Origin of the sequence: Photobacterium sp. J15 (assembly GCF_963870815.1) — a bacterium.
GTDB classification, from domain to species: Bacteria; Pseudomonadota; Gammaproteobacteria; order Enterobacterales; family Vibrionaceae; genus Photobacterium; species Photobacterium marinum.
This window is the reverse complement of the sequence record NZ_CAWMUI010000001.1, coordinates 3,335,741-3,361,127: the sequence shown is the minus strand read 5'-3', so window position 1 is coordinate 3,361,127 and position 25,387 is coordinate 3,335,741. Positions and strand designations below refer to the sequence as shown.

The window sequence follows — 25,387 nt, the reverse complement described above, 5'->3', positions numbered from 1 at the left end:
TTCCCTGAACGTGATTGTTGAATGATAACAACGCCCGCTAATATGCGGGCGTTGTGTTATGTTATTGGATATAAGCGGAATAACAAAAAGGAACTGTAATGACCCAGCCTGAACGATTGACTGCTGCTGCCGATAAGGCCATTGAAAAAATTCAGCAAGCCCATCCGGAACTGTTGGCACAATGGCCGCAGGAACGTCAGGGTGAACTGCGTCAGGTGCTGGGGTACAGCGATTTTATTACCGCCTCGATTGTGCGTGACAGCCGATTGTTGCCATGGTTGGCAGATCATGTTGACGATCATGACCATGCCTGCCTGTACCGTTGTCAGTTGGCTGAAAAGCTGGCTGCAGCAACCGATGAAAACAGCCTGATGCGATTGTTACGCGCTTTTCGCCGCCAGGAGATGACCTGGATTGCCTGGCGGGATTTCACTGGCAAGGCATCTCTGAATCAAAGCCTTGAGCACCTTTCCCAACTGGCAGAAGCACTGATCATGGAAGCCTATAACTGGCTTTATACTCAATGCTGTCAGGAGTGGGGAACGCCCGTGAACGAACAGGGAGAAGCTCAGCCGATGTTGATCCTCGGGATGGGCAAGCTGGGTGGCGGGGAGCTGAACTTTTCATCCGATATTGACCTTATTTTTACCTACCCGGAAAACGGTGAAACCCAAGGCGGGCGACGCAGTTTAGCCAATGCCCAGTTTTTTACCCGCCTGGGGCAGCGATTGATTAAAGTGCTGGATCAGCAAACATTTGATGGTTTCTGTTATCGGGTCGATATGCGCTTGCGTCCGTTTGGTGATAGTGGGCCGCTGGTAATGAGCTATGCGGCTCTTGAAGATTATTACCAGGAACAGGGGCGGGACTGGGAACGCTACGCGATGATCAAAGCCCGGGTGATGGGGCGGGAAAGCTTCAGTCAGTATCGGGAGTTGCGTCAGATGCTGCGACCTTTTGTGTTCCGCCGTTATATTGATTTCAGTGCCATTCAGTCGCTGCGACGGATGAAGTCGATGATCAGCAGTGAAGTTCGTCGTCGTGGCCTGAGCAATAACATCAAGCTGGGAGCCGGCGGGATCCGGGAAGTGGAGTTTATTGCCCAGTCATTCCAGCTGATCCGCGGCGGTCGTGAGCCGAGCCTGCGTCATCGCGGGTTATTGGAAACGTTGGCCGCGATGAAACAATTGTCCCTGTTGCCGGTGGAACAGATCACAGCTCTTGAGCAGGGCTATGCATTTTTGCGCCGTTTAGAGAATCTGCTGCAGGCCATAGATGATAAGCAGACTCAGACACTGCCGGATAAACCGCTGGATCAAATTCGTCTTGCCAGTGCCATGGGCTACGAAGATTGGACATTGCTGTTGAGTGATGTCGAAGCTCATATGAGCGCCATTCATCAGGTGTTCGATGACATTATCGGTAACGGCGAAGAAGAAGATCATACTGCCGCCGGTGCCCGGTATCAGGAAATGTGGGCAATGGTTAAAAATGAAGAAGTGCTGCACAACATTCTTGATGAGCTGGGGGCTTCTGACGTGGCGAGCCAGGCCAATATTCTCCAAGAGATGAAAGCGGAGTTATCGAAGCGCACACTGGGGCCGCGCGGAAGAGAAGTGCTGGCCAAGCTGATGCCGGAAGTTTTGATGCGTATCGTTACCCGTCCGGATGCCGAATCGGTATTAACCCGGGTGACAAAGCTGATCACCAAGGTCGCAACCCGTACCACATACCTGGAACTGATGAGTGAGCACCCTGCAGCGCTGGATCAACTGGTTCGTTTGTGCGCAGCCAGCCCTATGGTAGCTGAGAAGCTAACTCTGTATCCAATATTGCTTGATGAACTGTTGGATCCTCAACACCTCTATAACCCGACTCCACTGGAACACTACCGTGATGAATTGCACGAGTATCTGGCAAGGATCCCTGAAGAGGATATGGAGCAACAAATGGAGGCGATCCGCCAGTTCAAGCAGGCTCAGCTATTGCGGATAGCGGCTGCTGATATCGCGGGTGCTCTGCCGCTGATGAAAGTTAGCGATCACCTTACCTACCTGGCCGAAGCTATTATCGGAGCGGTAGTGAATCAGGCCTGGCTGCAGATGGTGGAAAAATATGGCGAACCATCCCACCTGCAGGAGCGGGAAGGCAAGGGGTTTGGTGTGATTGGCTACGGTAAAATTGGTGGTTGGGAGCTGGGGTATGGCTCTGATCTGGACTTGGTTTTCCTCCATGATTGCCCGGCTGATGTCTACACTAACGGCAGAAAGGAAATTGACGGCCGCCAGTTCTATCTGCGCCTGGCACAGCGTATCGTTCACCTGTTCTCAACCCGAACTGCTTCCGGGGTGCTGTATGAAGTGGATGTCCGGTTACGTCCGTCCGGCGCGTCCGGCTTGCTGGTCAGTACCATGGAAGCATTTGCCGATTACCAGCAACAAGAAGCCTGGACCTGGGAGCATCAGGCTCTGGTCAGGGCTCGTATGGTTTATGGTGATCCGTTGTTGCTGCAAGGTTTTGCCGAAATTCGTCGCCACACCCTGATGCAGGAGAGAGAGCCGCAGCAATTGCAGCAGCAGGTTGTTGAGATGCGCCAAAAAATGCGAGAGCACCTTGGCAGCAAAAAAGCTGGTATGTTCGGCCTCAAACAGGATGAAGGCGGGATTACCGATATTGAATTTATTGCTCAATACCTGGTATTGCAACACGCTGCTGGTGAGAAAGCGCTGACGCGCTGGTCTGATAATGTCCGCATTTTCGATACTATGGCGCAATGCGGGATCATGAGCCCCCCGGATGCCGAAGCTTTAAAAAATGCTTACTGTTGCATGCGTGATGAGATCCATCGGCTGAACTTATTGGGCCAGGCCGCATATGTTCCTGAGGATAAATTCATTGCAGAGCGCAAGGTTGTGCAGCAGATTTGGTCTCAAAGCTTGTCTGTTTAACCTCAAGGTGCAGACTAACAAAGCTTTGTGTTAGTATTTTTCCGTTTTTACTATCCCGGAGATAATAATGAAACTGACGCTTCCTGATTATGATCAAGCAGGTGTTTTGGTTGTTGGTGATGTCATGCTTGACCGTTATTGGTATGGACCAACCGGGCGAATTTCGCCTGAAGCGCCAGTACCTGTAGTTAAGGTTGATCAGATCGAAGAGCGTCCGGGCGGCGCGGCCAACGTGGCAATGAATATTGCTGCTCTGGGCGGTCATGCCCGTTTGATTGGTTTGACGGGAGCTGATGAGCAGGCTCAAGCTCTGCAAGAAAAGTTATCATCGCTGGATGTTCATTGTGACTTCGTTTCTCTGCCGGATTATCCGACGACAACAAAATTGCGCGTAATCAGCCGTGGTCAGCAATTGATTCGTCTGGATTTTGAAGATGGTTTCCATGATGTGAAAGCTGAGTTGATCCTGCCTCGCATTGATGCTTTGTTGCCAAACATGAAAGTTGTCGTGTTATCGGATTACGCAAAGGGTACGCTGGAACATGTTCAGGACATGATTGTTCGTGTTCGCCAGGCCGGGATTCCTGTCATGGTTGACCCTAAGGGAACTGATTTTGAGCGCTACCGTGGTGCAACGCTGCTGACCCCGAACCTGTCAGAGTTTGAAGCTGTTGTCGGTAAGGTGAGCTCAGAGGACGATTTGGTTGAGAAAGGTTTCGGTCTGATTGAGCAGTATGATCTTGAGGCTCTACTGATCACCCGTAGCGAACATGGTATGACTTTGTTGCAGAAAGGCCAGGAGCCAATGCACATGCCGACTCAGGCGAAGGAAGTGTACGATGTGACCGGTGCCGGGGATACAGTGGTTTCTGTACTGGCAGCCTCCTTAGCTGCTGGTAAATCTTTGCCTGACGCGTGTAAGCTGGCAAATGCCGCTGCCGGTGTGGTGGTTGGTAAGTTGGGTACATCAACTCTGTCGACTATTGAATTGACAGAAGCGATTCACGGTAGCCAGGACATCGGTTTTGGTGTCATTGCCGAGGCGCAGCTTAAGCTGGCCGTGCAGGCTGCACGAGCTCGTGGCGAGAAAGTGGTTATGACTAATGGTTGTTTCGACATTCTGCATGCCGGTCATGTGGCTTACCTGAATGAAGCGGCTAAGCTGGGTGATCGCCTGATTGTGGCTGTGAACTCTGACAGCTCTGTTCAGGCTCTGAAAGGCCCAGGTCGTCCGGTTAACCCTGAAGATCGCCGTATGGCGGTATTGGCAGGCTTGGGTGCGGTTGACTGGGTTGTTCCGTTTACGGAAGAAACGCCACAGCGTCTTATCAGTGAAATTCTGCCGAATATCCTGGTTAAGGGCGGCGACTACAAACCGGAAGAAATTGCCGGTGGTAAAGAAGTGGTTGATGCGGGCGGTGAAGTGCGCGTTCTGAACTTTGAAGACGGCTGTTCAACTACGGAAATTATCGAAGCGATTCGTGGTGGCCGCGGTTAATATTCCGCATAGCCTTGTCAGGCCCTCCTGGCTCCGACCAAAGCAAAAGCGCCATCACTGATGGCGCTTTTTTGTTGTCTGTTAAACGTGACGGTGACGCTTATTTTTTGGCTGTTACCAGGCCTGCGTTTACATCAACTACATCTTGTTCATTCAGAGAGCCAACAGCCTGTTTCAGCTGAAGCTGACTGATGATGTAGTCGTAGCGGGCATTAGCCAGCTGACGGTTAGCATCATACAGGCGGCGGGTTGCATCCAGTACGTCAACAATAGTACGGGTACCCACATCAAAACCGGCTTCAGTTGCTTCCAGTGCTGACTGAGCAGAAATCACAGCCTGCTGGAAAGCACGGATAGCACCGATTGATGCGTTGATATTGTTGTAGAAAGCGCGAACATCTTTAACAACACTGCGGTATGAACCTTCCAGATCTTCACTGGCTGAAACATAGCTGAACTGCGCCTGTTTCACTTCAGATGTTGTACGGCCACCGGTGTATACCGGCAGGTTCAGGTTGATACCGGCAGTCAGTGTGCCGTCATCGCTTTTACTTGGCTGCTTTTCGTCATAGCTGTAGCCGGCATTGAATGACAGAGTCGGCAGGTGACCTGATTCCGCCAGAGCGATACGGTCACGAGCGATATCCTGAGTGATGCGGGATGTCAGCAAGCTCAGGTTTTCATTTTCTGCGTTTTTGATCAGCTCCAGCACTTTCGCCTGAGGACCACTGGCCGAGAAGCGGCGGGTATCTAGGATATCCAGTGTCTTGTGTTCCTGACCGGTAATTTCACGCAGGCCTTCGTAGCTGTTGGTCAGATCATTTTCAGCCAGGATTTCATTAGCCAGTACGCTGTCATACTGTGCCTGAGCATCATGGACGTCAGTGATGGCTGACAGGCCTACTTCAAAACGTTGCTTGGTCTGCTCCAGCTGGCGGCCTACGGCTGCTTTTTCAGCGCGGACAAACTCAAGGTTGTCCATCGCTCTAAGTACATCAAAGTAAGCATTGGATACGCGAAGGATCAGACCTTGCTGAGCTGAAGCATAAGCTGCATCACTCTGGCGTGCCTGCTTTTCGCTGATGTCCAGGTTAACCCAGCTTGAACGGTTGTAAATCGACTGGTCCAGCGTCAATCCGCCATTGAAGCCCTCTGTATCACCATCCATGCGTGCAACATTGTAGCCAGCCGTCAGGTTAATTTGCGGCAATAGCGCACTTCGGGTGGAGTTAATCGCTTCAAACGCTGCATCTTTATCAGCGGCAGCACGAAGTAGCTGAGGGTCGTTTTGTTTGGCTTGTTGGTAGATATCGGCTAGATCGTCAGCTAGTGACGCCTGGCTGAAGCCACCAAGCGCAACGCTAATGATAAGCGGAAGCAATTTTTTCATGGATGCCTTTCCTGGTCCTGACAATATAAAGAGAGCAAAAAATTTAGTTTATTCGAAGATACCTTGCCTGAAACTGATCAATGAACACTTTTACTTAATTTTACGCTGTTTACTTAATCATATGTGATTGTAATCTATCCAACTGTAAAATTGGACTTAAAAAAAATCATAATATTTGTCATGAATGTTGAATTTAATCATTGCTGACAGGCATTTTGAATGAAAAGATATATAGCAAAGGGAGATGACAGATGAGTAATAGGGTACCAACAGAATCCGGAACGAATGTTTATGGTAAAGATGATGTTGAAGTTTTAGCAACGGAAACGCTGTATCAGGGATATTTCAGCATGGTGAAGTATCGTTTTCGCCATAAACTTTTTGCCGGAGGCTGGAGTGAGCCGATCGAGCGTGAGATGTTCGAACGAGGGCACGCCGCCGCCCTGTTACCCTATGATCCGGCTGAGGACAAAGTTGTTCTGGTCGAACAGTTCAGGGTTGGAGCCATGGCTGCAGAGTGTTCGCCATGGCAGCTGGAAATTGTAGCCGGCATTATTGAACCTAATGAAACACCTGAAGATGTAGTAAGCAGGGAAGCGGTTGAAGAGGCTGGTGTATCTGTCACTCATCTGGAAAAAGTTACCCGTTACCTGTCGAGTTCCGGTGGTTGCTCCGAGATGCTGGATGTCTTTGTCGGGCGTGTCGACAGCAGCAAGGCCAATGGTATTCATGGCCTGGCTCATGAGGGCGAAGATATTCGGGTTCATGTTGTTTCGCGACAGGAAGCATACCGTTGGGTGGAATCTGGTAGAATTGAAAATGCGGCATCAATCATTGCACTGCAGTGGTTGCAGCTAAACTATTTACGTTTACAGTCTCAGGCTCAATAACCACCCATTGGTTTAAGGACCCCGATTGAATAAAAGATATTCCGTTGATTTTGCTGGCATCATGCGTTTATATGAGACAAATTATGCGAAGCTGCTTCCATTGCTGCCAAAAACTGACACAGTGGGGGATGAGTGTGTATATAAAGTTTTCGACCATGAATATCAGTTGAAAATTACGGAGTCGACCCGTTACACCACAGTAATTGAGCTGTGGCAGTGTTCCGAAGGGGAGTTACCTGATTACCTGGTGCCCCGCCTGACGGTTCGGCTTTATCACGATGCCAGAGTGGCAGAAGTGTGTTCCGCTCAGCAGATTTCTCGGCTGCAGCCGCGGTATGATTACCCCAATTTGCGAATGCATCAAAAAGATGAAAAACATCAGGTGAATCGCTTTTTGGGTGACTGGCTGGCCTATTGCCTGAAAAATGGAATCAGCAAACAATCGGTTTGTTAACAGTATTTAGATAGACAAGGTTTTTGACGTTTTGCAGACGTATTCTCTGCCACAGACGAACCCGGAAAGCGTGGTTCTCCTTCAAATCACCGACACCCACTTGTTTGCGAATGAGGCTGGTAGCCTGTTGGGGGTCGCGACAAAAGACAGTTTTCATGCAGTTCTGGATGCTGTAGATGATGCTGCGCGCCCGTTTGACGCCATCGTTGCCACGGGCGATATCTCGCAGGATCACAGTGAAGATTCTTATCAGCGTTTTATCAGTGGTATTGCCCGCTGGCAGCAGCCGTGCTTCTGGTTGCCGGGTAACCATGACTTCCAGCCGAACATGGCGTCCGTTCTGCCGGCTCCGACGATTAAACCATGCCATCAGGTACTTGCTGGCGATCACTGGCAGGTTATTCTGCTTGATAGCCAGGTACAGGGCGTGCCGCACGGTGAGTTGCGTGAAGAGCAACTGGCTATGTTGGATGAGGCGCTGGCTGCTCACCCGGAGCGCCATGCTCTGGTGCTATTGCATCATCATCCGTTAGAAGCTGGCAGCACCTGGCTGGATCAGCATAAGTTGCATAATGCTTCGGCATTCTGGAAGGTGGTTGATCAGTATCCGCAAGTCAAAACCGTACTTTGTGGTCATATCCATCAGGAGCTGGATCGCATCCACAATGGAGTAAGAGTGTTGGCGACACCGTCGACTTGCATTCAGTTTCTACCTGATTCCAGCGACTTTGCTCTTGACCCGCAAAATCCGGGATGGCGCTATCTTGAACTGACCAAAGATGGCGACGTGGTGACGTCGGTATACCGCCTGGATGGCAAAGATTTCGCTCCTGAGTTTGATTCCGGTGGTTACTAAATGAAACCTTTACTGCTTTATATTCATGGCTTTAACAGCTCGCCGAAATCAATGAAGGCGACGATGATGGCTGATTACTGTCACCGTCATCGTCCGGATATCCGGGTCGAAATCCCGCAGATGCCATGTTATCCGGCACAGGCCGCTGAGTTTATCGATAACCTGGTGGACTCTTTGCGGCATGAATATCAGGTCGGGTTGGTCGGCAGTTCGCTGGGGGGGTATATTTCTACCTGGCTTAATCACCGTTACCAGTTGCCGGCAGTGTTGGTTAATCCGGCTGTGAAGCCTTATGAGCTGCTGGTGGATTACCTGGGTGAACAGGAAAATCCTTATACTGGTGAGCGCTATTTGCTTGAAGAAAAGCACATGGATGAACTGAGGCTGATGGACGTGCCTGAAATTAAAAATCCTGCCTTATTCTGGCTGTTGCAGCAGGAAGGTGATGAAATTCTCGACTATCGCCAGGCCGTAGAAAAGTATGCAGCCTGCCGCCAGACAGTGGAGCCGGATGGTGACCACAGTTTTGTCGGCTTTGAACGTTTTCCCGCTGAAATCATCAATTTCCTTGGGCTCTGACTGTTAATCCTGTCGCATAATATGACTGGCAGACAGTGGAGCCGGACTCACAATTGTGGGCCTTATCCTCGACCTCAGCTTGACAACCGGGCTGGGGTTACTGACTATTGTGGCAAAATTTTCTCGTAAACTTCCGTAATATGACAGATCAAAGCTATAACGCCGGAGCCATTGAGGTTCTTAATGGCCTTGAGCCAGTACGCCGCCGTCCCGGCATGTACACCGATACGGTGAGGCCAAACCACCTCGGCCAAGAGGTTATCGATAACAGTGTCGATGAAGCATTGGCCGGTCATGCCCGCAAAGTTGAAGTTATCCTCCATGCAGACCAGTCGCTTGAAGTTGTCGATGACGGTCGTGGTATGCCGGTGGATATCCACCCGGAAGAAGGGGTATCAGGTGTTGAACTGATCCTTTGTAAGTTGCATGCCGGTGGTAAGTTCTCAGGTAAGAACTACCAGTTCTCCGGTGGTTTGCACGGGGTAGGTATCTCGGTAGTAAATGCCCTGTCGACTCGGGTCGAAGTCACGGTTAAGCGTGAAGGCCAGATTTACCAGATCGCGTTTGAGAACGGCGATAAGGTCTCTGAGCTTGAGGTGATCGGCACCTGTGGCCGTCGTGCCAAAGGTACCCGTGTTCACTTCTGGCCGGATGCTCAGTACTTCGACAGCCCGAAATTCTCGGTGTCGCGTCTTAAGAACGTACTGAAGGCCAAGGCGGTACTGTGTCCTGGCCTTGAAATTGTCTTTACGGATAAAAATACAGATGAAACCCTGCGCTGGTGCTATGAAGATGGTCTGAAAGACTATCTGGCTGAAGGCGTGAAGGGATACACCCTGCTGCCGGAAGAGCCGTTTACCGGTGTGTTCAGTGGTCAGACAGAAGCGGCCGACTGGGCCCTGCTGTGGCTGCCGGAAGGCGGTGAGCTGATCACCGAAAGTTACGTTAACCTGATCCCGACGGCTCAGGGTGGTACCCATGTAAACGGTCTGCGTCAGGGCCTGCTGGATGCAATGCGTGAGTTTTGTGAATTCCGCAATATGCTGCCGCGTGGCGTTAAGCTAACTGCTGATGATATCTGGGACCGCTGTGCTTACGTACTGTCGGTTAAGATGCAGGATCCGCAGTTTGCAGGTCAGACTAAAGAGCGTTTGTCTTCGCGTCAGTGCGCCGCCTTTGTTTCTGGTGTGGTTAAAGATGCTTTCAGCCTGTGGCTGAACGAGCGCCCGCAGCTGGCTGAGCAGCTGGCGGAAGTGTGTATTGCCAATGCTCACCGCCGTATGCGTGCCAGCAAGAAAGTGGTACGTAAGAAAGTGGCATCCGGTCCGGCACTGCCAGGTAAGCTGGCAGACTGTTCGCAGCAGGATCTGAGCCGAACCGAACTCTTCCTGGTGGAGGGTGACTCGGCGGGCGGTTCTGCCAAACAGGCCCGTGATCGTGAATACCAGGCTATCATGCCACTGCGCGGTAAAATCCTGAACACCTGGGAAGTGTCTGCTGATCAGGTTCTGGGCTCTCAGGAAGTTCACGACATTTCTGTTGCGCTGGGTATCGACCCGGATAGCAACGACCTTAGCAGCCTGCGCTACGGTAAGGTTTGTGTCCTTGCCGATGCGGACTCCGATGGTCTTCACATCGCAACCTTGCTTTGTGCTTTGTTTATGAAGCATTTCGAAGCACTGGTACGCGCCGGCCATGTTTATATCGCTATGCCACCGCTTTACCGAATCGATCAGGCGAAAGAAGTTCATTACGCCCTGGATGAAGCCGAGAAAGAAGTGATCATTGAGCGCCTGAGCAAGAAGCGTGGCAAGATCAACGTACAGCGATTCAAAGGTCTGGGTGAGATGAACCCGCTGCAGTTGCGTGAGACCACCATGGATCCGAATACCCGTCGCCTGGTTCAGCTGACTATTGATGATGACAGCCAGACCAATGAAATGATGGATATGCTACTGGGCAAGAAACGCGCAGAAGATCGTCGCCACTGGCTACAGGAAAAAGGTGACATGGCCGAGGTGTAAGCCCGCTGGTTGTTACTGAACTGTGTCCGCAAGACTATTTCAGAATATGATGCTGACGGCCTGTAACCCGGTTGCAGGCGGTCGCAAAGAATTGATTGAACGGAATACCCAACGATGACTGATGTCTCAATGGACGGCGTTGAACAGCTCCCGCTGAGGAAGTTTACTGAAGACGCTTATCTCAATTACTCCATGTACGTAATCATGGACCGTGCCCTGCCGTTTATCGGTGATGGCCTGAAGCCGGTACAGCGCCGTATTATCTACGCAATGTCTGAGCTTGGCCTGTCAGCGACTGCGAAGTACAAGAAATCGGCGCGCACCGTCGGTGACGTACTGGGTAAATACCACCCGCATGGTGACTCGGCTTGTTATGAAGCCATGGTGCTGATGGCCCAGCCATTTTCATACCGCTACCCGCTGGTTGACGGTCAGGGTAACTGGGGTGCGCCGGATGATCCGAAATCTTTCGCTGCGATGCGTTATACCGAATCGCGCTTGTCCCGTTTCTCAGAAGTCCTGCTGGGTGAGCTGGGGCAGGGAACCGCCGACTGGATCCCTAACTTCGACGGCACCATGAAAGAGCCTAAGATGCTGCCGGCTCGTCTGCCGCACATCCTGCTTAACGGGGTGACCGGTATTGCCGTTGGTATGGCAACCGATATTCCGCCGCACAATGCTCGTGAAGTGGCAAATGCAGCGGTACATCTGATTGAGAATCCGAAGGCGGATTTAGATGATCTGATGGGCTTTGTTCAGGGCCCGGATTATCCGACAGAAGCTGAAATCATTACACCTAAGAGCGATCTGAAGAAGGTTTACCGTACTGGCCGTGGCAGTATCAAGATGCGTGCTGTATGGCATAAAGAGAACGGTGATATTGTGATCACGGCGCTGCCGCACCAGGTTTCCGGAGCTAAGCTGCTAGAGCAGATTGCCAGCCAGATGCGAGCGAAGAAGCTGCCTATGGTGGATGACCTGCGTGACGAATCGGATCACGAAAACCCGACTCGCATCGTGGTTGTTCCGCGTTCGAACCGTGTTGACTGCGAGCAGTTGATGAACCACCTGTTTGCATCAACGGATCTGGAAAAGAGCTTCCGTGTAAACCTTAACATGCTGGGCCTGGACGGCCGTCCGCAAGTTAAAGGCCTGGTTCAGATCCTGGGTGAATGGCTGGAGTTCCGCCGCTCGACAGTTCGCCGCCGTTTGCAATATCGTCTGGACAAAGTGATCGCCCGCCTCCACATCCTCGATGGTTTGCTGGTGGCTTACCTGAACATTGATGAAGTGATTGAAATCATCCGTAATGAGGATGATCCGAAAGCAGAGTTGATGGCTCGTTTCGGCCTGAGTGAAATTCAGGCTGATGCAATCCTTGAAATCAAGCTGCGCCAGTTGGCTAAGCTGGAAGAGATCAAGATCCGCGGCGAGCAGGATGAGTTGACGAAAGAGCGAGAAAAGCTTGAGAAGCTACTGGGCTCTGAGCGCCGCCTAAATACCCTGATCAAGAAAGAAATTCTGGCTGATGCTGAGAAGTACGGTGATGACCGTCGTTCTCCGCTGGTTGAGCGTGAAGAAGCCAAAGCGCTGACTGAGCGCGACCTGATCCCGAGTGAAGCGATCACGGTTGTGTTGTCTGAGAAAGGCTGGATTCGCCATGCTAAAGGTCATGATGTTGATCCGACCTCACTGAGTTATAAGTCTGGTGATGGCTATCTGGCTCATGCCCGTGGTAAGAGTAATCTGCCTGCGGTATTCCTGGGAACTGATGGCCGCAGTTATGCTCTTGAATCACATACACTTCCTTCTGCACGTAGTCAGGGTGAGCCGATCACCGGTCGCCTGAATCTGACACCGGGTAGCCATATGCGTCATGTCATGATGGCTGAAGACGATCAGTTGTGGCTGATGGGGTCGGATGCTGGCTACGGCTTTATCTGTAAGTGCTCTGATATGGTATCGAAGAACAAGAATGGTAAAGCCTTGCTGACGGTACCGGAAAGTGCCGAGGTGATGCAGCCACAGCCAATCGGGGATATCGATTCGGATGAAATTCTGGCGATCACCAATGAAGGCCGTATGTTGTTGTTCCCAATTCAGGATTTGCCGAAGCTGAGCAAAGGTAAGGGTAACAAGATCATTAATATTCCAGCAGCCCGTTCCAAGGCGCGTGAAGAGTTCTTGTCACATCTGGTTGTTCTGCCTAAGGGGAGCCATCTGACATTGCATGCCGGTAAGCGTAAGCTGGGGCTTAAGCCGTCAGATCTGGATAACTTCCGAGGTGAGCGAGGTCGCCGAGGCGCCATGCTGCCGCGTGGCTTGCAACGTGTTACCCGGATGGATATTGAATTGCCAGAGTCATCTGCCGAAGAGTAAGCATTTTGGTACGTTGAACGAGAAAAAGCCCTCATTTGAGGGCTTTTTTATTATTCAGCTTTTTATTATTGCGACCATACTGAGTAAATCGTACACATAAAGGGTGTAATTTCCCGTTGCCTGAGTATACTAGCGAACGCTTGTACGCTGAGGAGAGATCCATGATTTTAATATTGCGCCTTGTCGCTGTCGCAATTTTTGCCATCGTCATGTTTGTATTTGGCTGTGGCTACTGTTTGTTCAGTCCGCGGAACCCGAAACATGTGCATACTTTCGGCCGCCTGTTCAGTAAGATGTCACGTGTTTTCGGCATTAAATTGGAAATTCGCTACCCTGAAGGCGCGGAAAAATTTGGTGCCAGCGTTTATGTCGGTAACCACCAGAACAACTTCGATTTGTTCACTATTGCCGGTGCTGTAATGCCTCGTACAGTAACCGTCGGTAAGAAAAGCCTGGTCTGGCTGCCACTGTTTGGTCAGTTGTACTGGCTGACTGGTAATATATTGATTGACCGCGCTAACCGTTCCAAGGCGGTCGGTACTATCGGTCAGGTGGTTGATAAAATTAAACAGCTGCAAGTGTCTGTGTGGATGTTCCCGGAAGGTACCCGCTCCCGAGGCCGTGGTCTGCTTCCTTTTAAGACCGGTGCTTTCCATGCGGCAATTGGCGCAGGCGTGCCTGTCGTGCCTGTTGTTTGTAGTACAACAGATAAAGTTAACTTGAATCGCTGGGATAACGGTGTGGTGATTGTTGAAGTACTGCCACCGATATCAACAGAAGGGTATACTAAAGAAGATGTTCGTGAACTGTCTTCTCAGTGCCGCGATATGATGGAAGCCAAGCTGACAGAGCTTAACGAAGAAGCCGCTCAGCGCTCGGCGAAATAATAACGATTGATACCGGCGGTTAAGCTCGGTACGTTTAGATAAGGGCATGCATGGCGTGTCCTTTTTGTTTTTAGTGAGATCAAGATGGAAGAACAGGTTGTACTCGTTGACCCTCAGGGCTCTGTGCTGGGATTGCAGGAAAAAATGCAAGCTCACCGCGATGGCGCTCTGCATCTGGCGTTTTCTGTTCTGTTATACCGTGAAACAGGTAATGGCAAAGAATTTCTGATGCAGCAACGCGCGATGGGTAAATACCATAGCGGTGGTTTGTGGACTAATACATGTTGCTCCCATCCGCGTCAGGGGGAAACCCTTGAGCAGGCCGGCTTGCGCCGCCTGGAAGAAGAAATGGGTATTGTTGACCTTGAGCACCTGGAAGATGTGGCGGCATTTGTTTACCGGGCCGAACTGGATAACCAACTTGTCGAGCACGAGTTGGATCATGTGTTGGTAGCCGGGGTTTCAGAGCTTGAAGTGACACCGAATGCCGATGAGGTGATGGCTTATCGCTGGTGGCCGCAGGCAGAGCTTGAGCAGGCGCTGGAATCAGAGCCGCACCGTTTTACCGCCTGGTTTGGCAAAGTATTCGAACATACTTTGGCAAATTAAATACTTCTAGACTTTTTATATAAGGTAAAGAGTAAGCTCAGGCGAAAAAAAAGCTGTCGTCAGACAGCTTTTCATATTCATATCTTTAGCGATTATTTACGAACTGCAATCGCTTCGATTTCAATTTTCACATCTTTTGGCAGACGTGCTACTTCAACACAAGAACGTGCAGGGTACGGTGCGTTGTGCTCATCGAAGAACTTACCGTATACCTCGTTGACTGTTGCAAAGTCATTCAGGTCTTTGACAAACACAGTCATTTTCACGATATCAGCTACTTTAAGGCCTGAAGATTCAACTACAGCTTTAACGTTTTCCAGAGACTGACGAGCCTGCTCGGCGATATCTTCTGAAACTTCACCGGTAGCTGGGTTCACAGGGATCTGGCCAGAAGTAAGAACCATATTGCCTAGGTCAACACCCTGTACGTAAGGGCCGATAGCTGCTGGAGCCTGATCTGTGTGTAGTACTTGAGTCATTGTTTGTCCTTATTAAGTCATTTGCAACTTTTAAGAGGGCACTAGTTTGCAGCCCAAAATCGTTCAGGTCAAAGCATTTCCTGTTTGCTGTAGCACGTATTTTGCTTAAGCTGGAATTCCCAGTCGGGCTTTGACAACACGCTCGCATTCTTCAATGCGGCCGATGTCTTTTGGTGCCACCATTACCGTGTCATTACCACCAACAGTTCCCAAGATTTCAGCGTGGGGCTGGATATCAATCAGGCGGGCAACCAGTTGGGCACCGCCGGGGTGGGTTTTGACCACTACCACCAGTTGGTTATGGGTAATAAACTCAATCTGCGATGAGATAGAGGAGCCAACTTGAACCGGCTCATTTTCTACTGTCAGGCAGTAGACTTTTTTACCATAAGCATTCGGTACTTTTGCCACACCGAGGCGAGACAGCAGACGAGAAACGGTTGATTGGCTGACATCGTCAAAGCCCATAGCTATTAGCTGCTGACGGATTTCATCTTGGGTCGAGAAACTTTGCTGTTGCAGCAGGCGTTTGCAGGCCGTGGCGATGTTCTCATCATTTTGAAATGCATCAATCGCACCGTGCATATCGGATCCATTCACGGGCAACTCCTTGTAATTCACAGGGTATTAAGATCGTATCGTTTTAGTAGCCAGCATTATTGTGACGGGAAGCGTTGCCTCGCCGTATTTTGTGTAATTTGTTCCATTGCTGGCGTAGAGCACAAGATCTGAAAATGGTTTGCATGATCTTGCATAAGCAATCATAGCAACTATGCAAAAATGTTTTCTTGACCGCTATCACCAAAACAAAAAGCCGATTTTGTCGCCAGTCTGAGGAATTATATTCCGATTGATTTTATTGATTTTGTTTAGTCGGTGGATTTTTTTTCTCGTGCTTCAAGGTTAGCTGGGTTCCTTCTTCCTGCTCAGGCTGAAGCCCGGAAAGAGCACCTGCGGTATTACTGTCCGGTGTTATCCGTTTGGAGGGTGGGGTGAAAGAAGAGGTTACCGGAGTACGATATTCCGGGAATAAGGATGTATTGGCTGTTGTTGTATCTTCCATGGTGGAGACAGGAGTGAGTTGTTTAGTGGAGGTTTCTCTTATTTTGCGGGGTGCTGGCTGAGTGGTCGCAATATGAGGGGCGACCGGGCCGGGACGATTAAGGCTGGCAACATATTCTGATACCTGAATCGAAGCCAGCTCCGGACTGGCTGAAGATGTATCCATACCAAGAGCATCAAGCCAGTCAAAGATCAGAGTGGCCGGCACGAATTGGCTGTAGCGTTGTGCCGGACGTAGGTTTTCCAGATCTTCCGGGTTGTGGACAATGGCAACGGTGATCCCGGCGATTTCTCCGTTCGGGTTAAATACAGGGCCACCGCTCATGCCTGACATTACCGGAGCATCACTGAGTGAATAAAGGCAATCCGTGTTGGTATCAATCACATCCTGCAGGTAGTTGCCTTCACCTTTAATACTGTTACCAACCAGTGAATGGCCGTGGTGAGAGACAGGCTGTCCGGGGTAAATGAGTCCCCAGCTCGGTAAGGTGTCTGAATGGCGTCGGATCAGCGACAGATCACAGTAAGGGTGGTGGATGACATCAATATCCCAGGACAACTGGGCAACGTGTTTGGCCGTCACCATATAGTCTTTATTGATTGGAACTGCAGAGCCAAAGCCTCCCAGCAGAATAGGTACACCGACCATGACCATCTGGTTGGCATGATGTCTTCCGGTATCACTGACAGGACCGTTGCTTAAGATACATCCTGAAATGGTGAGAGTGGCAAGAACAATAAAAAACAGATTTCGAGCCCGGCTGAAAGAAAGGCAACGGAAAAATGGGGGAATTGTCATGCCACGCTCCTTTGAAAATCATGTCACAGCGGCGAATGACCCTGTGAGCTTTAGCTATGTGATTGTTCAAAGGTAGAAGTTGGGTTTTGTAGAGAGCGCGTTAGAAATGAGAAAAGAAAAGCCGACTCAAAAGTGAGTCGGCTGTCTTTTTTTTAAGGCAATCTCTGAAGGAGATTATTTGTGCTCAGTAACGATTTCACGTGAGAACACTTTTTCGCAGTACTTACATTTCAGGCGAATTTCTTCTTTTTTGGTCTGAACAGTGAAGCTGCTCTCTACTGGCTCACCGTGAGAGATACAGTTGCTGTTCGGGCATTTGAAGATGGCGTCGATTTGTTCTGGCAGAGACAGAGTCAATTTCTTTGCCACTTCGTAGTTCTCAATCTGGTTTACTGTCGCATTCGGTGCGTACAGAGCCAGTTGGTTTGCTTGCTCTTCAGTCAGGAAGGTGTTTTCAATTTTGATTAGATCTTTGCAGCCCAGCGCCGATGATGGCAGGTTAAGACCGATAGTCACACGCTCGTTGGTTTTGTGCATCTTGAACAGCTTCAGGATCTTGATACCGATGTGAGCCGGGATGTGGTCGATAACAGAGCCGTTTTTGATCGCTTCTACCTGCAGTTGAGTTTCTTTCGCCATTGCTGTTATCTCCTGTGATTAAAGTTGTTCGTTCAGTACAAGTGCCAGTAGGGCTTCGCGTGCGTAAACACCGTTTTCCGCCTGCTGGAAGTAGTAGGCGTGCTTCGTTTTATCGACATCGACGGTGATTTCATCAACACGTGGCAGCGGATGCAGTACTTTCAGGTTGTCACGGGCTTCTTTCAGCATGTCGGCAGTCAGGATGTAGGCTGCTTTCATGTGGGCGTACTCAGACTCGTCAAAACGCTCTTTCTGAACACGGGTCATGTACAGGATATCCAGCTCAGGAACAACTTCCTCGATGGTGGTGTGCAGGCTGTAGTTGATACCGGCATCGTCCAGCTCTTCGCAGATGTAGTCAGGCATTGCTAGTACTTCAGGGGCAATGAAGAAGAAGTTAACGTTGTTGAATTTCGCCAGGGCCTGAGTCAGGGAGTGAACAGTACGGCCGTATTTCAGGTCACCGACGAAAGCGACGTTCAGGTTATCCAGGTGGCCCTGAGTTTCATAGATTGAGAACAGGTCCAGCAGAGTTTGGGTAGGGTGCTGGTTAGCACCGTCACCGCCGTTGACTACCGGAACACCGTTGGAAAATTCCGAAGCTAAGCGTGCTGCACCTTCCTGCGGGTGGCGCATTACGAAGGCATCGACGTACGAAGAAATGACCTGTACTGAGTCAGCCAGTGTTTCGCCTTTCTTCGCCAGTGATGTATTGCCGCCGTTATCAAAACCGATAACAGTGCCGCCCAGGCGTTGGACAGCGGTTTCAAAAGAAAGACGGGTACGGGTTGATGGCTCGAAGAAGCAGCTTGCAACAACCTTGTTTTTCAGTAGCTCCGGGTTTGGCTCGGCTTTTAGCTTGCCTGCAGTTTCAACAATTAGTTCCAGCTCATTTCGGTTAAGTTCCGGGATGGAAATGATGTGCTTTTGAAACAGCGAATTCGCCATGGCTTCTCTTCCCTCTATATATCACTATGATGAATGACGTTTGCCTGCTTGCCGGATTGGGCAAATGACAGACAAAAAAAAGCCCCCTTAAAAAAGGAGGCTCTTTTATGAAAAACAGAAAAAACAAAAAATGGCGCCAACGCCGAATTTCGGCGGTAGTGAATCAAGTTGTGATTAACAACAGGGCTCATTTTTTATCTCTCTCTAGACAAATTGCGAAGGATTATACGCCCATTTTTTGTGAGCGCAAGCGTTTGCGTTAACTATTCATTTTGTGGGATTTTATGCATATCAATATTGAGTGAGTTGTTCTTTGGTTTTGCTGTTAAATTCTTGAATTTATTTATTTTTAGTTGGTTTTTAATGTTAAGGTAAAAAGTGATGGTGAATAATTTCAAAAGATCGAAGGGCTATAAGGAAGAGATTTGATATGAAAAACAGAGTAAGCGGAAATAAAAATACCGGCCCGAAGGCCGGTATTGATTATGGGAGTTAAGAACGCCCAAGAGAGTTGATTACTGACCCAGAGTAGCAACCATTACAGCTTTGATGGTGTGCATACGGTTTTCAGCTTCGTCGAATACGATTGAGTGCTTAGATTCAACCACTTCGTCTGTTACTTCAACGCCGTCTTTCAGCATTGGGTATTCTTGAGCCAGTTCTTTACCTATAGTTGTGTCTTCACCGTGGAAAGCAGGTAGGCAGTGCATGAATTTCACATGTGGGTTGCCAGTTGCTTTGATCATGTCCATGTTTACTTGGTAAGGTAGCATTAGGTTGATACGCTCAGCCCATGCTTCTTTCGCTTCACCCATAGATACCCATACGTCAGTGTATAGGAAATCACAATCTTTAACGCCTTCTTGTACGTCTTCAGTTAGAGTGATTTTCGCACCAGTTTCTTCAGCGATTTCACGGCACTGAGCAACTAGAGCTTCTTCTGGCCAGTATGCTTTAGGAGCAACAAGGCGGATATCCATACCCATCTTCGCAGCACCAACCATTAGAGAGTTACCCATGTTGTTGCGAGCGTCACCTAGGTAAGCAAACTTCATTTCGTGTAGTTGCTTGCCGCGGCCGTGTTCCATCATAGTCAGGAAGTCAGCCAGGATTTGAGTTGGGTGGAATTCGTCAGTCAGGCCGTTCCATACTGGTACACCAGCGTATGCGCCTAGCTCTTCAACGATTTCCTGACCGAAACCGCGGTATTCGATGCCGTCATACATGCGACCAAGAACACGTGCAGTATCTTTCATAGATTCTTTGTGGCCGATTTGAGAGCCTGTTGGGCCAAGGTAAGAAACTTTAGCGCCCTGGTCGTATGCTGCAACTTCAAATGCACAGCGAGTACGAGTTGAAGTTTTTTCGAAGATCAGAGCAATGTTCTTGCCTGTTAGGCGAGGCTGCTCGTAACCGTTGTACTTCGCTTTTTTCAGTTCTGCAGACAGGTCTAGCATGTGCTGAATTTCACGAGGAGTGAAGTCTAGAAGTTTTAGGAAGTTACGGTTGCGAAGATTGAAAGCCATGATGATATCCTCTTAAGAATCTGTATCTCTCTGGCCGACGGCAATTCCTGTTTAGATGATGTGGAACTGGGCCGGCCTGTATTGTCTATTGTTTATCGTATTATGATGTTTTTGTGAATAACTATTCTGTTATTCTGCAATAATATTTGTGCCCGCTTCACCTTTCAGGATGTTTAGACCATCTTGAAGGGCACCGATACCTACCAGCTTGCCGCCTTGTTTAACGAACTCGCAAGAAGCATCGATTTTCGGACCCATAGAACCTGCGTCGAAAGTGTATTGAGCCAGTTCTGTTGGTGTTGTGCTGCGCAGTGCTTTCTGAGTTGGTTTACCCCAGTCCAGGTAAACTGCATCTGCGTCAGTTAGGATTAGCAGTGCGTCTGCATTCAGCTGTTTAGCCAGGAATGCTGCTGACATGTCTTTGTCGATTACTGCTTCAACACCGACTAGTTTGCCGTTTTCTTTCTTAACTGGGATACCGCCACCACCAGTACAGATAACCAGGTGCTGCTGGTTGATCAGTGCTGAGATTGCGTCGTCTTCAACGATGCCAGTTGGCAGTGGGCTTGGTACTACGCGACGGAAGTACTGGCCGTCAGGCTTAACAGTCCAGTGGTATTTTTCAGCCATTTCGCGAGCTTCTGCTTCTTCGTAAACAGGACCGATTGGCTTAGTTGGGTCTGCAAATGCTGGGTCGTTTGGATCCACGGTCATTTGCGTAAGCATGCAAGAGATGTGTTGTTCAGGCAGCAGGTTCTTCAGTTCCTGCATCAGCATGTAGCCGATCATGCCTTGGGTTTCTGAACCCAGTACGTCTAGTGGGTATGGACTAACTTTTTTGTATTCCAGACCTTGAAGTGCCAGCAGGCCAACTTGTGGACCGTTACCGTGAACCAGCACTACGTTATATTCTTTCGCGATATCTGCGATGGTTTTTGCTGCAGTAGCAATGTTCTGGCGCTGAATATCTGCTTCTAGTGGCTCGCCGCGACGTAGAAGTGCGTTACCGCCTAGTGCAACAACAACAGTTTGCTTAGTCATAGGATCGTCTCTCTTGGTGTTTCTGTTGGCCGGTATTCTTAGATACCGGCCATATTATTTTGCGTCTTGCTTAGTTTCCCGGGGGATTAGATGCCGTCACGTTCGATTGGGCAGCTCATGCAGCGTGCGCCACCGCGGCCACGGCCAAGTTCGTCACCTGGGATTGGCAGAACAGTGATACCTGCTTTGTCGTATTTCTCGTTGGTGTATACGTTACGCTCGTAACCAACAACCACACCTGGTTTAACGGTCAATACGTTGTTTGCATCGTTCCACTGTTCACGTTCTGCTTCGAAGCTGTCACCGCCAGTAGTGATAAGGTTCAGCTTATCAACACCAAGAGCTTTCTCGATTGCAGTTACGAAGTAGCCTTCTTCCTTCACGTTTACAGCACCAGATTCGTCGCCAGTTAGGCTCCAGCACTTAACGTCTTTACGGATAACTTCTGGGTAAACAGAGAAGGTATCTTCACGCATGTGAGTCATTACTGTATCTAGGTGCATGCAAGAGCGGTGCTTAGGAAGTTCCATTGCGATAACTTGCTTAGCTTCACCGTGCTTGAATAGGCTAGATGCTAGCTGCTCAACACCTTGTGGAGTTGTACGCTCAGACATACCGATTAGGACAGAGCCCTTACCGATTACTAGTACGTCGCCGCCTTCGATAGTTGAGTTGTCGTAGATTTTCTCTTCGTCGCCGAAGTACTTAATGAAGTCCTGGCCTGCGAAGGTTGGGTGCCAACGGTAGATAGCACGAACATGGTTTGTTTCACGCTGACGTGCAGGTTTTGCCATTGGGTTGATAGAAACACCGCCGTAAACCCAGCAAGAAGTGTCGCGGGTGAACAGGTGGTTTGGTAGTGGTTCAATGATGAAATCTGTTGGAGCGTGCATGCCCTGCATCATTGAAGAAGACTGGATTGGTAGTTCTGCGTAGCTTAGGCCGCCAAGAAGGATAGAAGCTAGTTCTTGGTTTGGCATGTCAGCTAGGAAGCAGCGTACATCGTTAGCGAATGCTGGACCGAAACGGTGGTCAGACACCTGAGTGTTTAGCAACCATTCTTTTGCTTCTGGCACAGCCAGAGTTTCAGCTAGCATGTCACGAAGAAGGAATACTTCAACACCTTGTTCACGAAGAGTATTTGCAAATACATCGTGCTCTTCGCCTGCGCGTTCTACAGATAGAACGTCATCAAATAGCAGGTCGTGACAGTTAGAAGGTGTTAGGTGAGTTAGAGCTCGCTCTGGACGATGAAGAAGAACGCGGCGTAGTTGGCCAATTTCAGAACCTACATAGAACTTACTCATGATCGTATCTCTCTATTTGATGCCAGCGTTAATTCGCTGGCTTATTTATTTTTTGCGGAGGTATTAAATTAATTATTAATCCTTCCGCCTCGTTTCTGTAATTCATTCTACTCTTTCGTTAATTGGAGTCTTAGACTTTTGTCACACTTTAATTATTAATATGGCAACGTAAAGTGTCGTTTTTATTAACATAATCCATGCATTTGTAGCTTGTTTTCACGCGTGATTTTTTATGTGGTATTTATGATTTATGCACTGGCTTTTTCTTTATAAGTTACTGTATTTAAATGATTTTGTGTTTTTGGTGGGAAGTTTATGCAGTTTTATTTCAAGTGAGAGAGTGGTGAATACACCGATCTTATGCAGTTTATTCGGTTGTCTATTTAAATAAATGCCATTTGTTACGTGTCTGGTAACAAATATTTTTCCTTTTAATTTGATGAATATCCATTTTGTAGTTTTCATACAAAAGAGTTTTAGAGTTTTTATTCTCTTGGTAACGGCGTTTTTAGTACGGAAATTAGTGTTGTTTAGTTAGTTAATTGGTTTAGTGTTTATTTGTTTTGGGAATGTGGGGAATGAGTTGGGTGCTTTTTATAATTAATTTGAATTTAACTTTGTTGTGGTAAAAATTTAATTTTTAAAAGTTATTTTACTCTCGTTGATAATAATAAATTGAAGTCGAATAAGTGATATTAGGTTGGCGTTTATATTTACTCACTTATTTATTATGAAACAACGCTATGATGAGTTGACGGTATAAGACTTGTTTTAGGTTCTAAGGGGGTGAGTAAAGTTTGTAATAGCATCCGATAGTACAGGCAAAAAAGTACTTAAGTTGCGAATCATTGTTTGCATGCTGTGACAGCCCGCTTGGGCAGTGGTTTTAAGACTATTATGTTTGTCAGCTTTTACCTCTGAATCGCTCAAAAGAGCAGAACAGGCTTAGGTACGATGATTGGCTTTGGAAATATACATGATGGCAGGTGAATGGGAGATTGATAGTTGACTGGGTTTTAGCATTTGATCGGGGGGTAGTTGCAGCGAATAAGAAAAAACCGCCCGAAGGCGGTTTTTTAAGGTAGGTATGTGGTGGGCAATTACAGCATTGCACCAACACTTAGCATAGCCATGATTAGTACAGTCAGGATACCCAGCAGAGGAGCAACCCACTTCACCCAGCGAACATAAGGTACACGGGCAATTGCCAGACCACCCATAACAACCGCTGAGGTTGGAGTCATCAGGTTCACGATACCTGAAGCAGACTGGTAAGCAGTTACAACCAGGTCACGACCTACGCCAGCAAAGTCAGCCAGTGGTGCCATGATTGGCATAGTCAGTACAGCCAGACCAGAAGATGAAGGCACCAAGAATGACAGCAGGATTTCAAGCCAGTACATTACGTTGATGAACACTACTGAAGACAGGCCAGTTACTGCGTGTTCTGCAGAGTTCAGGATGGTGTCGGTGATCATACCGCGGTCCATCACTACTACGATACCACGCGCGATACCGATGATTAGTGCAACACCCAGAAGGTCACGAGCACCGTCGATGAAGCTTGAAGTGAACTCTTCTTCGCTCATGCGGGCAATCAGGCCGATGATGATAGTAGAAGCCAGGAACATTGCTGAAATTTCAGCCATCCACCAACCTGCTACAGATACACCGTAAATCATGATACCGAATGATGCTGCGAAGATAGCCAGGATAACTTTACGAGTTGTTGTGAACTCCAGTAGTTCGCCACTCTGGTTGCCCAGGAAGTGCGCTTTGTTTTCTTCGTACTTGTCAAAAACGATAGACTTGCTCTTGTCGGCACGAACCATTTTTGCATAGCGCATTACGTAGCCAACACAGATAACCCAGCCGATAACCAGCATAGCAACACGAAGCATGATACCGTCAGTGAACGGGATACCAGCAGCGTTAGCCGCGATTACTGTTGCAAACGGGTTGATAGTTGAACCCAGAGTACCGATACCAGCACCCAGCAGTACTGTTGCTGCTGCTACAACCGGGTCGAAGCGTGCAGCCATCATTACTGGAACCAGCAGGGTATAGAATGGCAGTGATTCTTCAGCCATACCGTAGATAGTACCGCCGGCAGCAAACAGAGCCATTAGGATTGGGATCATCAACTCTTCTTTGCCTTGCAGGCGAGCAGTTACCCTTTCGATACCTGCATCAATTGCACCGGTTTTAGTTACCAGGCCAAGGAAGCCACCGATCACCAGAATGAATAGTGAAACGTCAATTGCCGCCGCTTCATAAGAGTTGTGATCATAGAAGCCGTCAATTGGCGCCAGAAGAACATCAACCACGCCCTGCGGGTTGCTTTCTACAGCATGGTAAGTACCTGTTACCGGTACCTCTTTACCTAGGTCTTCGTTCATAACACGTTCGTACTGACCGGCCGGAACAATCCAGGTCAGCATTGCCACAACGGCAATCAGTCCGAACAGAATGGTGTAAGCGGAAGGGAATTTAAAATTGGCAAAGAAGCCGCCTTTTTCTTCTTTGTTAGCTGTTTGCGTCGTCATTGTTGTCTCCTTGCCTCTATGACTGTTGTCAGTTCAAAGGGCTTATTACTGTGAGCCAAATACTTTTATTTGGCATGACGGTGCTCCCTGAACAATGCGTTCAGTGAAATGAAATTCAGCGATATTTGCGTTAGTAATCAGCGATAACTGTTGCTAAGTACGCTTTGGCTTGTCCATGCCCTGAGATGCGCTCAGGCAAGACATAGTCGCTAAAGAGTGTGTGGGTCTGGTGCTCGGCTTAAGCACTCGTTATTACCCGGCCTGTGGCGGTGATACACGGTCAATACATCGCTTTGACTGGTGTCACCGTTGGTACAGGTCTGGTAAATGAGTGCTCCTCTGGGGCGGCGTGCCAGGGTGCGCCTTCGGCGACCAGGCTCTTTGCCGGGATGGAACTTACTCATGATCGTATCTCTCGTAAAAATATAAAAGCTCTGCAGTCTTTGCCGCGAGTCTGTTTTTGTTTTGCAGGTGAATTTTATGCTGAAGGGGACGGTTTGACTTTGGTTTCGTTCACACTTTTGTT

General features: G+C 48.9%; 21 protein-coding genes. 11 read left to right on the top strand and 10 right to left on the bottom strand.

Annotated elements, in window-relative coordinates:
- Window positions 1-98 precede the first annotated feature (98 nt).
- Window positions 99-2,948: a bifunctional [glutamate--ammonia ligase]-adenylyl-L-tyrosine phosphorylase/[glutamate--ammonia-ligase] adenylyltransferase gene (glnE, locus tag AACQ93_RS14985; protein ID WP_064605940.1), complete on the top strand. Its 2,850-nt coding sequence runs from the start codon at window positions 99-101 to the stop codon at window positions 2,946-2,948.
- 67 nt (window positions 2,949-3,015) lie between these two features.
- Window positions 3,016-4,446 (top strand): bifunctional D-glycero-beta-D-manno-heptose-7-phosphate kinase/D-glycero-beta-D-manno-heptose 1-phosphate adenylyltransferase HldE, encoded by a 1,431-nt coding sequence (hldE, locus tag AACQ93_RS14980; protein WP_064605938.1) that lies wholly within the window; start codon window positions 3,016-3,018, stop codon window positions 4,444-4,446.
- Between the two features lie 100 nt (window positions 4,447-4,546).
- Here hldE and tolC read toward each other — a convergent pair whose 3' ends face one another.
- The gene (gene tolC / locus AACQ93_RS14975) at window positions 4,547-5,836 is read right to left on the bottom strand and encodes an outer membrane channel protein TolC (protein ID WP_064605936.1); all 1,290 of its coding nucleotides are present in this window, start codon (window positions 5,834-5,836) and stop codon (window positions 4,547-4,549) included.
- A 251-nt stretch (window positions 5,837-6,087) separates the two neighbouring features.
- Between tolC and nudF the strand changes: the two genes are divergently transcribed.
- The 8 genes from nudF to idi all read left to right on the top strand — a co-directional run bounded on the left by nudF (window position 6,088) and on the right by idi (window position 14,514).
- Window positions 6,088-6,726 (top strand): ADP-ribose diphosphatase, encoded by a 639-nt coding sequence (gene nudF / locus AACQ93_RS14970; protein WP_064605934.1) that lies wholly within the window; start codon window positions 6,088-6,090, stop codon window positions 6,724-6,726.
- A 25-nt stretch (window positions 6,727-6,751) separates the two neighbouring features.
- The gene (locus tag AACQ93_RS14965) at window positions 6,752-7,180 is read left to right on the top strand and encodes a DUF1249 family protein (RefSeq protein ID WP_084419176.1); all 429 of its coding nucleotides are present in this window, start codon (window positions 6,752-6,754) and stop codon (window positions 7,178-7,180) included.
- Window positions 7,181-7,211: 31 nt separating this feature from the next.
- On the top strand, window positions 7,212-8,036 hold the full coding sequence (gene cpdA, locus AACQ93_RS14960) for a 3',5'-cyclic-AMP phosphodiesterase (protein ID WP_064605932.1): 825 nt from the start codon (window positions 7,212-7,214) through the stop codon (window positions 8,034-8,036).
- Window positions 8,037-8,615, top strand: coding sequence for an esterase YqiA (gene yqiA / locus AACQ93_RS14955; RefSeq protein WP_064605931.1), 579 nt, complete (start codon window positions 8,037-8,039; stop codon window positions 8,613-8,615).
- 140 nt (window positions 8,616-8,755) lie between these two features.
- Window positions 8,756-10,639, top strand: coding sequence for a DNA topoisomerase IV subunit B (parE, locus tag AACQ93_RS14950; protein ID WP_007467687.1), 1,884 nt, complete (start codon window positions 8,756-8,758; stop codon window positions 10,637-10,639).
- A gap of 114 nt (window positions 10,640-10,753) precedes the next feature.
- A complete protein-coding gene (gene parC, locus AACQ93_RS14945) occupies window positions 10,754-13,018 on the top strand; it encodes a DNA topoisomerase IV subunit A (RefSeq protein ID WP_064605930.1) in 2,265 nt (754 codons plus the stop codon).
- A gap of 161 nt (window positions 13,019-13,179) precedes the next feature.
- Window positions 13,180-13,905, top strand: coding sequence for a 1-acylglycerol-3-phosphate O-acyltransferase (locus tag AACQ93_RS14940; protein ID WP_064605929.1), 726 nt, complete (start codon window positions 13,180-13,182; stop codon window positions 13,903-13,905).
- An 84-nt stretch (window positions 13,906-13,989) separates the two neighbouring features.
- Window positions 13,990-14,514: an isopentenyl-diphosphate Delta-isomerase gene (gene idi / locus AACQ93_RS14935; protein ID WP_064605928.1), complete on the top strand. Its 525-nt coding sequence runs from the start codon at window positions 13,990-13,992 to the stop codon at window positions 14,512-14,514.
- A 92-nt stretch (window positions 14,515-14,606) separates the two neighbouring features.
- Here idi and AACQ93_RS14930 read toward each other — a convergent pair whose 3' ends face one another.
- The 5 genes from AACQ93_RS14930 to pyrB all read right to left on the bottom strand — a co-directional run bounded on the left by AACQ93_RS14930 (window position 14,607) and on the right by pyrB (window position 18,441).
- Complete coding sequence (locus AACQ93_RS14930; RefSeq protein ID WP_007467695.1) at window positions 14,607-14,993, bottom strand: RidA family protein; 387 nt, start codon at window positions 14,991-14,993, stop codon at window positions 14,607-14,609.
- Window positions 14,994-15,098: 105 nt separating this feature from the next.
- On the bottom strand, window positions 15,099-15,578 hold the full coding sequence (locus AACQ93_RS14925; protein ID WP_007467696.1) for an arginine repressor: 480 nt from the start codon (window positions 15,576-15,578) through the stop codon (window positions 15,099-15,101).
- A 271-nt stretch (window positions 15,579-15,849) separates the two neighbouring features.
- Window positions 15,850-16,854, bottom strand: coding sequence for a serine protease (locus tag AACQ93_RS14920; RefSeq protein ID WP_232323321.1), 1,005 nt, complete (start codon window positions 16,852-16,854; stop codon window positions 15,850-15,852).
- A 174-nt stretch (window positions 16,855-17,028) separates the two neighbouring features.
- Complete coding sequence (pyrI, locus tag AACQ93_RS14915) at window positions 17,029-17,493, bottom strand: aspartate carbamoyltransferase regulatory subunit (protein ID WP_064605927.1); 465 nt, start codon at window positions 17,491-17,493, stop codon at window positions 17,029-17,031.
- A gap of 18 nt (window positions 17,494-17,511) precedes the next feature.
- Window positions 17,512-18,441: an aspartate carbamoyltransferase gene (pyrB, locus tag AACQ93_RS14910; protein WP_064605926.1), complete on the bottom strand. Its 930-nt coding sequence runs from the start codon at window positions 18,439-18,441 to the stop codon at window positions 17,512-17,514.
- Window positions 18,442-18,548: 107 nt separating this feature from the next.
- Between pyrB and AACQ93_RS14905 the strand changes: the two genes are divergently transcribed.
- Window positions 18,549-18,704, top strand: coding sequence for a hypothetical protein (locus AACQ93_RS14905; RefSeq protein WP_157097577.1), 156 nt, complete (start codon window positions 18,549-18,551; stop codon window positions 18,702-18,704).
- A gap of 252 nt (window positions 18,705-18,956) precedes the next feature.
- Here the strand turns inward: AACQ93_RS14905 and AACQ93_RS14900 are convergent, their stop codons facing one another.
- The 4 genes from AACQ93_RS14900 to AACQ93_RS14885 form a co-directional block, all read right to left on the bottom strand.
- Window positions 18,957-19,967: an ornithine carbamoyltransferase gene (locus tag AACQ93_RS14900; RefSeq protein WP_064605925.1), complete on the bottom strand. Its 1,011-nt coding sequence runs from the start codon at window positions 19,965-19,967 to the stop codon at window positions 18,957-18,959.
- A gap of 129 nt (window positions 19,968-20,096) precedes the next feature.
- Complete coding sequence (gene arcC / locus AACQ93_RS14895; RefSeq protein ID WP_007467701.1) at window positions 20,097-21,008, bottom strand: carbamate kinase; 912 nt, start codon at window positions 21,006-21,008, stop codon at window positions 20,097-20,099.
- Window positions 21,009-21,094: 86 nt separating this feature from the next.
- Window positions 21,095-22,315, bottom strand: coding sequence for an arginine deiminase (gene arcA / locus AACQ93_RS14890; protein WP_064605924.1), 1,221 nt, complete (start codon window positions 22,313-22,315; stop codon window positions 21,095-21,097).
- 1,100 nt (window positions 22,316-23,415) lie between these two features.
- Complete coding sequence (locus tag AACQ93_RS14885; protein WP_007467705.1) at window positions 23,416-24,861, bottom strand: YfcC family protein; 1,446 nt, start codon at window positions 24,859-24,861, stop codon at window positions 23,416-23,418.
- Between the last annotated feature and the right edge of the window lie 526 nt (window positions 24,862-25,387).